The organism is Chryseobacterium sp. MIQD13, from assembly GCF_050496705.1.
Lineage (GTDB): Bacteria > Bacteroidota > Bacteroidia > Flavobacteriales > Weeksellaceae > Chryseobacterium.
Map to the genome: position 1 here is coordinate 243402 of NZ_JBNWAF010000001.1, position 11104 is coordinate 254505.

The window sequence follows — 11104 nt, forward strand, 5'->3', positions numbered from 1 at the left end:
ACCAAAGATTTGTAATTTTAAAAAAAACATTGTACATTTAGATACTCAAACGATATAGAATATGGAAAGAAGCACGAGAGTATCGGTTTTTGAAAGCGACAAGCCTTCAGAAATCCAGCTAATAAAGTCTAAATTGGATGATGCCCAAATTACAAACAGCGTCGAAAACAGTTACCTTACATTTACGACTACGCCCACTGCAACGTCATTGAAAATTATGGTAAAGCTGGAAGACGAGAAGAATGCATTTAAAGTTATAGATGCTTATCTTCAGCAAAGTGAAAATCAATAAAACAATTTCATAATTTTAAATTTTACTACTTCGAACCGAAAATTAATTTTAATTAGTTTTCGGTTTTTTAATTCAAAAAATCAAGCAATAATGAATTCAGAGACTAAACTAAGAAAAGCGGAGATTGATGACAGGGATATTATTTGGGGAATTATCCAGCAGTCCATTGAAAGAAGAAGGCAGGATGGAAGCACTCAATGGCAGAATGGTTATCCCAATCTGGGAACCGTAGAAAGTGATATTGCAAAAGGTTTCGGATACGTTCTTACTGTAGATGGAGAAATAGCTGTGTATGTTGCCCTTATACTAAATGACGAACCAGCCTACAGTACTATTGAAGGAGCCTGGTTAAGTGATGGAGAATTCGTTGTTGTTCATAGAGTAGCAATTGATGAAAAATTTGCAGGAAGAGGATTGGTGAAAAAATTATTTGACCATATTGAAGATTTTACAAAATCCCACAGTATCCAAAGTATAAAAGTAGATACGAATTATGATAATTTGGCCATGCTGAAAATCCTGGAAAGTAAAGGTTATTCCTACTGTGGTGAAGTTCTTTTAGCCGGAGGAATGAGAAAAGCCTATGAGAAGATTATAATTTAAGCCAAAAGTTAAATCAACTATCATTGAATTTTTAAAAGAAGTTGTATTTATAAACTCTATCATGTTTGTTCGTTTAGTTCTGAACTAATTTCTACTTTTGTCAAAATTTTTATATTATGCACCAAAGTATAGAAATTGATGAAAAAATTTTTCAGGATGCCGTAAAATTTTATGGCACCGTTTTCAACCTACCGCCCTTAGCTTCAAAAATCTATTCCTATCTGCTTTTCGATTATGAAAAAGTAGGAATAACCTTTGATGAATTTGTTGAAGTGCTTTCTGCGAGCAAAAGCTCCGTATCTACCAGTATTTCATTACTGCTGAATGCACAGCTCATCATCGATCACAACAAAATGGACGAGCGGAAAAGGTATTTTTTCATCAATGACGAGTACAAAAAGATCAGATTTCAAAAAATAGTTCAAAAAATGAATGACGAGCTCAAATTACTGGATGACCTAAACAATTTTAAAAAAAATCATGATAATGAATACAACGAGCGGGTAGAAGCTTACAAAGCGCTCTTACATAAAAATATAGAAAATATTCAGGAATCACTTAATAAACTTTAAAATGAACAATAAGCTAGTTATACTTTCTATTGCAGCCTTTTCACTCACAGCCTGCAAAAAAGAAGCTCCAAAACAGGATGGGCCGAAACCTTATCCTGTAGTTTCTGTGGAGTCAAAAAATATAGTGGGCTATCAGACCTTCCCGGCTACCATACAAGGAAGGATCAACAATGATGTCCGCGCAAAAATACAGGGATATATTACCCAGGTACTGGTGGATGAAGGACAGTATGTTGCAAAAGGGCAGCCGCTATTCCGTCTTGAAACCAATATCCTGTCCGAAAATGCAGCAGCTTCCAAAGCAGGTATCGGGGCGGCAGAATCTACAATTGCAGCGGCACAGGCTTCTGTAAATGCAGCACAGGTTGAAGTGAACAAACTGAAACCTCTTGTTCAGAAAAATATCATCAGTAATGTACAGCTGCAGACTGCTCAGGCAAATCTTGCCCAGGCTCAGGCACAGTTACAGCAGGCTAATGCTGCAAAAAGACAGGCAGTTGCCAATTACAAAGGAGTTGAAGCCAACATAGAATATTCTATTATCCGTGCACCTATTTCAGGAGTTATTGGAAAGCTTCCTTTAAAAGTGGGAAGTTTGGTAGGACCTACCGATCAGACTCCACTGACAACTATTTCTGATACTTCCGAGATTTTTGCCTATTTCTCAATGAATGAAAAAGAATATTTTGATTTCCTTGAAAAATCTCCGGGTGCATCCATGCCTGAAAAGATCAAAAATCTTCCGATGGTGGAACTTCAGCTGGCTAACGGAAGCCTTTACCCTGAAAAAGGTAGAATTGAAGCTATTACAGGACAAATAGACCCTACCACAGGTACCATACAGTTCAGAGTAGCCTTTACCAATGCTCAGAAATTATTAAGTAACGGTAACAGCGGAACCATCAGATTCCCGCAACATTATGACAATGTATTGGTAGTGCCTGAAAGCGCAACATATGAGCAGCAGGGTATTGTTTACGTCTACAAAGTAGATAAAGATACAGCTAAAAATGTTGTAGTGAATGTTATCGACAGAATAGACAATTATGCTCTTATAAAATCTGGTGTAAATAAAGGAGAAATTGTTGTTGCAGCAGGTATTGGAGGATTAAAACCGGGAACTGCCGTTAAAAAGAAGCCTGTCAAAATGGATAGCCTTGTTCAATCAATAAAACCGAAATTCTAAAATGATTAAAAATTTTATAAACCGACCGGTTTTATCCACCGTAATTTCAATTCTGATTGTTATTCTCGGGATATTGGGATTGATCTCGCTGCCGGTTACACAGTATCCTGACATTGCACCGCCTACAGTAAGTGTTTCTACAAACTATACCGGAGCCAATGCAGAAACTGTAATGAAAAGTGTGGTAGTACCACTCGAAGAACAGATCAACGGGGTGGAAGGTATGGACTACATTACTTCCAGTGCCGGAAATGACGGATCTGCCCAGATTCAGGTATTCTTTAAACAGGGAATAGACCCGGATATTGCTGCGGTAAACGTACAGAACCGTGTGGCAAGAGCAACACCGCTTCTTCCATCTGAAGTAACCCGTTCAGGGGTTGTAACGCAGAAACAGCAGACCAGTGCCCTGATGTATATGTCTTTCTATTCCGAAAATAAGGATCTGGACGATGTGTATCTTCAGAACTTCCTGAATATCAATATTATTCCGAATCTTAAAAGAATTAATGGTGTAGGGGATGCCAACGTTTTCGGTGGTAAGAACTATTCCATGAGAATCTGGCTGGATCCTGCAAAAATGGCAGCCTACAGTATAACACCTACGGATGTTACGAATGCAATCAATGAGCAGAGTAGAGAGGCAGCGGCAGGTTCTATAGGACAGAACAGCGGAAGCTCTTTTGAATATATCATTAAATATGTAGGTAAGTTCAACGACAAGGAACAGTATGATAATATCATCATCAAATCTCTTGGTGACGGGCAGAATTTAATGCTGAAAGATGTTGCCAAAGTAGAGCTTGCAGGGCAGTCTTATACAGGAATCGGGGAAAACGGAAACAATCCGTCCATCAGTATGGGGATTTTCCAGACTCCGGGATCCAATGCCCAGGAGATCATTAAAAATATCAAAGATTATCTGAAATCGGCAGAAGGCACATTTCCTAAAGGAATTAAATATACTTTTAACTTTGATACGAATGAATTCCTTGAAGCTTCTATTGAAAAGGTAGTACATACCCTTATTGAAGCCTTCATCCTTGTATTTATCGTTGTATATATATTCCTTCAGGATTTCAGATCTACCCTGATTCCGGCTATTGCAGTTCCGGTATCCATTGTGGGAGCATTCTTCTTCCTGAACCTATTTGGATATTCATTAAACCTGTTAACGCTCTTCGCATTGGTACTGGCAATCGGTATCGTTGTGGATGACGCGATTGTCGTCGTCGAGGCTGTTCATGCAAAAATGGAACATGGTATTTCTGATGCTAAGAAAGCAACCGTAGAAGCCATGGATGAGATCACAGGAGCGATTATCTCTATTACTCTGGTAATGGCGTCAGTATTTATTCCGGTGACGTTTATTACTGGTCCTACGGGAGTATTCTACCAACAGTTTGGTATAACGCTGATTGTGGCAATCATCATTTCCGCAATTAACGCATTGACTTTAAGTCCGGTTTTATGTTCATTATTCTTAAAACCTCACTCAGAGCATCACAAAGAATATAAAAACCTGAATTTCCTTCAGAAGTTTTTCTATAAGTTCAATATTGCTTTTAAAACAACAACGGAGCGTTACGGAAGAGGATTTGTTTTCCTTCTGAGACATAAGTGGGTAACCCTGATTATTTTTGCTGTTACCGGAGGTATTCTTTTCTGGGCAAGCAGTACTATGAAAAAAGGTTTCGTACCTACAGAAGACAGAGGGATTATCTTTACAGATGTTCAGCTGCCACCGGGAGCCTCTATGGAAAGAACATATAATGCACTGAAAACACTTCAGGCAAAAGCGTTAAAAGTTCCGGGAGTACAGAACGTGACAATTTCTACAGGTAGAGGATTCTTATCCGGAAACGGAAGTAACAACGGTCTTGCCTTTGTAAAACTGAAGCCTTTTGATGAAAGAAAAAAAGACGGACAGACCTCTGAAGATATCACTAAACAGCTGTTCGGAATAGCAGGAGCTGTTCCTGATGCAAAAGTTGTTTTCTTCCAGCCTCCAAGTGTACCGGGATTTGGTAACAGTGCCGGTTTTGAAATGGTATTATTGGATAAATCGGGAGGTGAATATGCAGATCTGGATAATAAGACAGGTGAATTTATTGGTAAATTGATGGAAAGACCTGAAATAGAATTTGCCCAGACTTCATTCAATACAAAATATCCTCAGTATCAGATGGAAATCAATGTTCCGCTGACCAAACAGCTTGGAGTTTCTGTAAGTGATATCCTGGCTACCATGCAGGGATATATCGGAGGTATTTATACTGCTGACTTTACCAAGTACGGGAAACAGTTTAGAGTAATGGTTCAGGCCCTTCCTGAAAACAGAAAAAATATTGAAAACCTGAACGAATTATATGTAAGAACAGGTTCAGGAATAATGTCTCCAATCTCACAGTTCGTAACATTGAAAAAAGCATACGGACCTCAGTCTGTAAGCAGATATAACCTTTTTACCTCTGTTAAAATTACAGGAGCCAACTCGGCAGGATTCAGTTCCGGAGATGCGATTACAGCCGTACAGCAGGTAGCCAATGAAACGTTGAACCAAAACTATGCGGTAGAGTTCACCGGTTTAACCAGAGAGGAATTAAATTCAGGATCACAGACCCTTCTGATTTTCGGATTAAGTTTGATCTTCGTTTATTTTATTCTTTCTGCTCAGTATGAAAGTTATATCCTTCCGCTGATTGTGGTAATTTCTCTTCCTCTTGGGGTAATGGGAGCATATTTCGGACAGAAGATTATGGGCTTGGAAAATAACATTTACTTCCAGATCGCCCTGATCATGCTTGTAGGATTATTAGCAAAAAATGCGATTCTTATTGTCGAATTTGCCGTCCAGAGAAGGCATCATGGTGAAACCATCGTGATGTCTGCCATCAATGCGGCTAAGGCCAGATTAAGACCAATCCTTATGACTTCATTTGCCTTTATCTTCGGTTTATTGCCGTTGGTTCTGGCAAGCGGAATTGGTGCTGTAGGTAACAGATCTATTGCAACAGGTGCGGCGATCGGGCTATTGATAGGAACTATTTTAGGATTATTTGTAATTCCTGTACTGTATGTGATTTTCGAGACACTGCAGGAAAAAATTAAACCTATCAAGAAAGAAGATATCAGTTTAGCAGAATAAAATTAAGGTTTAAGAAATTAGAAGTTAGAAATTAGAGATACGAGTCTAAAACTAACTTCTAACTTCTAAACTCTAACTTCTAATTAAAAATAATGAAGAGTTTAATAAACATCATAAAAGGAATAACTTTTTCAGTCGCAATTCTTGGTGCCGTTACATCCTGTATGGCTAGAAAAGATTACGAAAGACCGAAAAACGTTGTGGACGAAAAGCTTTTCCGTACCGATATGCTTCCTTCTGACAGTACAACGGTTGCTAATGTTTCATGGAAAGAAATATTTACCGATCCTATACTTCAAAAGCATATTTCAAAGGCTTTAGAAAATAATTTAGATATAAGAATTGCCCTGCAGAGTATTAATTCTGCAGAAGCTTATTTAAAGCAAAGTAAAGCAGCCTATGAGCCAACTTTAACAGTAGGACCGGGTTATACTTTCCAGACTCAGTCTTTAAATACACAAACCGGGCAATTGTTCGGGCAGAGACGTTATATCAATCAGCTTGACATTACGGCGAGCTTGGGATGGGAAGCTGATATCTGGGGTAAAATGAGAGCTCAGGAAAAGGCTCAGCTGGCTACTTATCTGGGAACTGTTGCAGCACATAAAGCTGTAAAAAGTGATCTGGTTGCCTCTATTGCTTCCGCTTATTATCAGCTGCTTACTTTTGATGACCAGAAAAGAATCATCACAGAAACAATTGCGGTTCGTGAAAAGAATTTAGAAACGACTAAAGCTTTAAAAGTAGCCGGAACAGTGACAGAAGTTGCAGTTCAGCAGAGTGAGGCGTTAGTTTTTAATGCAAAGTCCTTATTGATTGATATGGACACCCAGATTCAGTTGTTAGAAAATACAATGAGTCTGTTGATGGGAGAACCTTCTCATAGTATTGAAAGATCTACACTGGAAAGCCAGAAAGTTCCGATTGATTTAAGATTGGGATATCCTGCACAGCTACTGGCCAACAGACCGGATGTAATGAGAGCGGAGTATAATCTAATGAATACTTTTGAACTCACCAATTCTGCGAAAGCACAGTTTTATCCTACTTTAAAAATTACAGGAAACGGAGGACTTCAATCTATGGATATTGATCACTTATTCAGTGTAAATTCATTGTTTGCAAGTGTTGTGGGTGGTCTTGCACAGCCGATCTTAAACCGGAGAGCAATCAAAACCAACTATGAAGTAAGTCTGGCCAATCAGGAAACGGCGTATCTGAACTTCAGAAAAACAGTTCTTACAGCCGGAAAAGAGGTTTCAGATGCAATCAGGGTATTTTCAGTTCAGGATTCTTTTATTGAACTGAAACAGAAGGAGCTGAATGCTTATAAAAATTCTGTTGAATATTCCCAGGAACTTGTTAACTACGGTATGGCGAACTACCTTGAAGTATTGAATGCAAGTGTTAACTCATTAAATGCAGAACTGAATATTTCCAATGCAGAATACAGTAAAATGAAAGCTGCCGTAGAGCTTTACCAGGCTCTTGGCGGAGGATGGAAATAATAATTTCAATCAAAAAAATAGTAAAAACGCATGTCAGAAAAGGCATGCGTTTTTTGTTGATACAGTTTAAGTTAAGTGTTAATTTTTTTATAAAAAACAGTTTTCATTTTGTATATATGTAGTAAACTACGTAGTTTTGTCGTGTAAAATAAAATGTATATGAAAACAACTATTCAGCAATTAAATAATAGCTATTCCGATCAACTTATTGATTTAATTCTTACTATCCAGCAAAAGGAATTTAATGTTCCTATTACGATAGAAGACCAACCGGATCTGAAACAGATTGAAAGCTTTTATATGGAATCCGGCGGAAACTTCTGGGGAGCTTTTATTGATGGTGAACTTGTGGGTTCAATTGCATTGGTTAAATTTGACGAAAAAGCAGGGGCTGTCCGTAAAATGTTTGTGAAAAAAGAATTCAGGGGAAAAGAACTTAATATTGCACAGGAACTTCTAGAGGTTTTAATTTCTTTCTGTCGTGAAAATGGAATAGAAGCTGTATATCTTGGAACCGTTAATATACTGAAGGCAGCTATGCGTTTTTATGAACGAAATGATTTTTTACAGGTTGAAAAAGAAAATCTTCCGGCTCGTTTTCCGTTGATGAATGCGGATAATGTTTTTTATTATTTAAATGTAAATCGAACTATATGAATATAATAGATGAATCCGGCATTCTGGCCATATCAACAAGGCTGCAGCGTCTGAGCGAACAGCTCAGAAAAGATGGTGCCCTGATCTATAAATCTTTTGATATTGATTTTGAACCCAAGTGGTTTCCTGTAATCTTTACCCTGCATCATAAAAAAATGCTGAGCGTAGTAGAAATAGCCAATGAAATAGGGTATACTCATCCATCAACCATAAGTTTGCTGAAAGAACTGGAAAAGCAAAAGCTTATTCAATCGAAAAAGGATAAACAGGATGAACGTAAAAGGCTTATTGTCCTGTCTCCAAAAGGTATTGAACTGATTGAAAAAATGAAGCCTGTTTGGGAGCTGGTATCAAAAGTACTTGGTGAAATTGCAGATAATAGGAATCACCTTTTGGCAGCGATTAATGAAGCCGAAGAAAAAATAGCAGAGCAGTCTTTTTATCAGCGGGCAATGCAGATGAAGAAAGGGAAGTAAATTATTTGACTGTCAGTTATTTATTAGATAGTATGTTTTTATATCAATTCAAACTTTGGATTGAAAGAGAAAAAGAATCGAATGAATTCTGATAAAAAAGTGAGAAAATATTTGGATATGTAGTTTAAATACTTACTTTTGTACCGCTTTAAGCAAGTAGGGGGATTGGCGCAGTTGGCTAGCGCGTTTGACTGGCAGTCAAAAGGTCACGGGTTCGAATCCCGTATTCTCCACAGAAGCGGATGATAATTTTATCAAAGGCTTAACAATTAGATCCTTGTAATTTACTGATAATTACAAGGATTTGTTTTTATAAATTTTCCTCTTTTTTTGTTTTTAATTTAGTATATTTAGTTAAACTAAAAACAATAATCATGGCTAAGCAATACACAACATACATTCAGGTGAATACGTAAAAAGAGGAAGCTAAAAGGTTCCTAATAATAACTATTAGGGTAACTTATATAAGCAAATCGAATATTTCATTTAAAATTCTACAATTAAAGTAAGTTCAGTTTTTTCAACCCAACTATTGGGCTGCCGTAAAATCCTGAATAGGAATTGTTGATGAAAAATTTCAGCTTTATCACTTGTAACCTATCCCTATGTTTATTTTACTGTAGAATTTTCTTCAGTTAATGTATTCGTCATCCTTATTCGCCATTCTTTCGGCTTTAAGGATAAAATAAAAGTCTTCTATCTGAAGTATTTGATTGGAAATTTACCTGATATCTTAAACTTATTAAAGTTCTTATAAACAGATATTAACACTAATAACCTTACAATCATGAAAAAACAAGTCAAAACTCTATCACAAACACAGGAATTTAAAAAACGTTTTGTGAGCAGGAAACAAAAAAATCACAAGTATTTCAAGCTTTTGGAAATAACTGAAAGGGCTTCTAATTTTGAATATACTTTTGAAGCTGAAGGAATTGAAATTTATCTTCTTGATGTGAATGGCACTGAAGTAACCGATATACAGCTGAACGGTCAGATTTACGCTGATCGCGGGAAACCATTTTATCTGGAAGTTCGGGCAAGTTTAGTTTCTCCATCGGGGACAGGATCATTACAGCTTAAAGATTTGACCAAAAACAAAGATGTTTTTGCATCCCCTCGGCTTCTTAAGTTTGAGAATTCCGGTAAAGGTGGCCTGTTTTTAAATGATATAAAACTTCCATAAGCTATGTTGAATATCATAAAAATCGTTATTGTCACCTTTCTTGTGACACCGGTTATCTATTTGGCGCAAGGTCTTACCCAAAGTGCTGATGGTAAAAGTACTATTCCCTTAAAAGGATTTGGAGTAGGTATAGATATTGCAAAAGCAGAATTGGCCTTTGGAGCTAATAATATTGATAAAACAGTTACTGCAAAAAAAATAAAGCCCATTTTCGGTATTGACATTAAAGTGAAAAATGAAGAGGGAATCGGGAATTTATTTAGTAGTGGTGGGTTGGTTCCAAGTGGTTCAGCTTCTTTGTACGGAGGGATTACATTTTCCAATGCGTTCAATACAGCTGAAGTAGCTGAGCTGGAAAGAAGGGCAAAACTGGTAAAAGATTTTAGCAAAACACGTGATGACTTACGAAAAGCAATGAAAACAGATTTTGCTGCAAAAATTAAAACTGTTTCAGCTCAAATTTCTAATACAGCCAAGCGTGAACTTTTTGAACAATCATTAAATACCAAATTAAATTCATTGACTGAAGTCGAAGAATTTTATGACGAGGTAATTAGTAGGGAAGCTTCCGATATGGAAATGGAGCTTGCCTACGCCGAACTTGCTTCTTATACCAGGGAACGTAAAGAAGATTTGATATCAAAGAAAAAAGCAAATAATAAAAAACTGGAAGCCTTACATGATGAATTTAAAACCGGCAGTTTTCAGAGGTTCACCGTTTTTGGATTTGGTGGAATTTCTGCTTTAGGTTTTAAAATGTTTAAGGCTGTTGACAGTACCAATCTGGCTAATAGTTTTGAAAATATTAACGATAGAGGAGGAAATATTGGTATAGGCATTAATTATCAGAATCGTAATGTTTGGGTTGGGGTTACTTACAGTTATACTTCTACCAATAATTTTGAAGTTTTGGATAAAAAAGAATATACTCTGAGAAAAACAACCAACATTGGAGGCCAGTCGTTGGGAGAAGAAAGCAAAATAACCGGCTATGGCGGGACCTATGGTGAGGTAGAAGTTAATAATCTCAATGCCGATCTGGTTTGGAGGATAAAACTGGAAAAAGAAAACAGCTATCATTTATTGCTGAATCCATATTTGCGGGCAAGGTTATTTTCAAGAGATACTTCACTGCTATTTAATAAAACAAATATAGGTAGCGGTTTCTATTTCCTTAAAGGTAAATTTTTAGGTGGTTTTTATGTTGAACTACCGGATATAAATAATAATGAAGAAAGAATGAAACCGGAATTGGATCAGAATCTTCGTCCTCCGCTGGAGAGAATTACTTTTGGGATTGTAACCAAGATGAATTTAGGAACGATTATGGGTTGGTAAAGCAGCAACTGATCGCATATAGTCTCTTGAAATAGACAGAGCTTACTATCATTGAAAATCTTAGTAAAGTTTAAAAGTTAAAAAATCCTGCAGTTAATTAAAAATTGCAGGATTTTATTTTTTACGGGTAAATTTTAT

At 36.9% G+C, this 11104-nt stretch carries 10 protein-coding genes and 1 tRNA gene; all 11 read left to right on the forward strand.

Annotated elements, in window-relative coordinates:
* The first annotated feature begins 61 nt into the window (after nucleotides 1-61).
* The 11 genes from ACQWU4_RS01135 (at nucleotide 62) to ACQWU4_RS01185 (ending at nucleotide 10966) form a co-directional block, all read left to right on the forward strand.
* Complete coding sequence (locus ACQWU4_RS01135) at nucleotides 62-292, forward strand: DUF2007 domain-containing protein (protein ID WP_048504017.1); 231 nt, start codon at nucleotides 62-64, stop codon at nucleotides 290-292.
* A 90-nt stretch (nucleotides 293-382) separates the two neighbouring features.
* On the forward strand, nucleotides 383-895 hold the full coding sequence (locus ACQWU4_RS01140; RefSeq protein WP_429933930.1) for an N-acetyltransferase family protein: 513 nt from the start codon (nucleotides 383-385) through the stop codon (nucleotides 893-895).
* Between the two features lie 116 nt (nucleotides 896-1011).
* Nucleotides 1012-1467: a transcriptional regulator gene (locus ACQWU4_RS01145; protein ID WP_429933931.1), complete on the forward strand. Its 456-nt coding sequence runs from the start codon at nucleotides 1012-1014 to the stop codon at nucleotides 1465-1467.
* 1 nt (nucleotide 1468) lies between these two features.
* Complete coding sequence (locus ACQWU4_RS01150; protein ID WP_429933932.1) at nucleotides 1469-2653, forward strand: efflux RND transporter periplasmic adaptor subunit; 1185 nt, start codon at nucleotides 1469-1471, stop codon at nucleotides 2651-2653.
* Nucleotide 2654: 1 nt separating this feature from the next.
* Nucleotides 2655-5801, forward strand: a complete 3147-nt coding sequence (locus tag ACQWU4_RS01155) for an efflux RND transporter permease subunit (protein ID WP_429933933.1) — start codon at nucleotides 2655-2657, stop codon at nucleotides 5799-5801.
* A 92-nt stretch (nucleotides 5802-5893) separates the two neighbouring features.
* Complete coding sequence (locus ACQWU4_RS01160) at nucleotides 5894-7309, forward strand: TolC family protein (RefSeq protein WP_429933934.1); 1416 nt, start codon at nucleotides 5894-5896, stop codon at nucleotides 7307-7309.
* A gap of 159 nt (nucleotides 7310-7468) precedes the next feature.
* Nucleotides 7469-7966, forward strand: coding sequence for a GNAT family N-acetyltransferase (locus ACQWU4_RS01165; protein WP_429933935.1), 498 nt, complete (start codon nucleotides 7469-7471; stop codon nucleotides 7964-7966).
* On the forward strand, nucleotides 7963-8442 hold the full coding sequence (locus ACQWU4_RS01170; protein ID WP_429933936.1) for a MarR family winged helix-turn-helix transcriptional regulator: 480 nt from the start codon (nucleotides 7963-7965) through the stop codon (nucleotides 8440-8442). Before ACQWU4_RS01165 ends, ACQWU4_RS01170 begins: the two co-directional genes overlap by 4 nt.
* Nucleotides 8443-8601: 159 nt before the next feature.
* A tRNA-Ala gene (locus ACQWU4_RS01175) sits at nucleotides 8602-8675 on the forward strand.
* A 554-nt stretch (nucleotides 8676-9229) separates the two neighbouring features.
* A complete protein-coding gene (locus ACQWU4_RS01180) occupies nucleotides 9230-9628 on the forward strand; it encodes a hypothetical protein (protein ID WP_429933937.1) in 399 nt (132 codons plus the stop codon).
* 3 nt (nucleotides 9629-9631) lie between these two features.
* Complete coding sequence (locus tag ACQWU4_RS01185) at nucleotides 9632-10966, forward strand: hypothetical protein (protein WP_429933938.1); 1335 nt, start codon at nucleotides 9632-9634, stop codon at nucleotides 10964-10966.
* Nucleotides 10967-11104 lie beyond the last annotated feature (138 nt).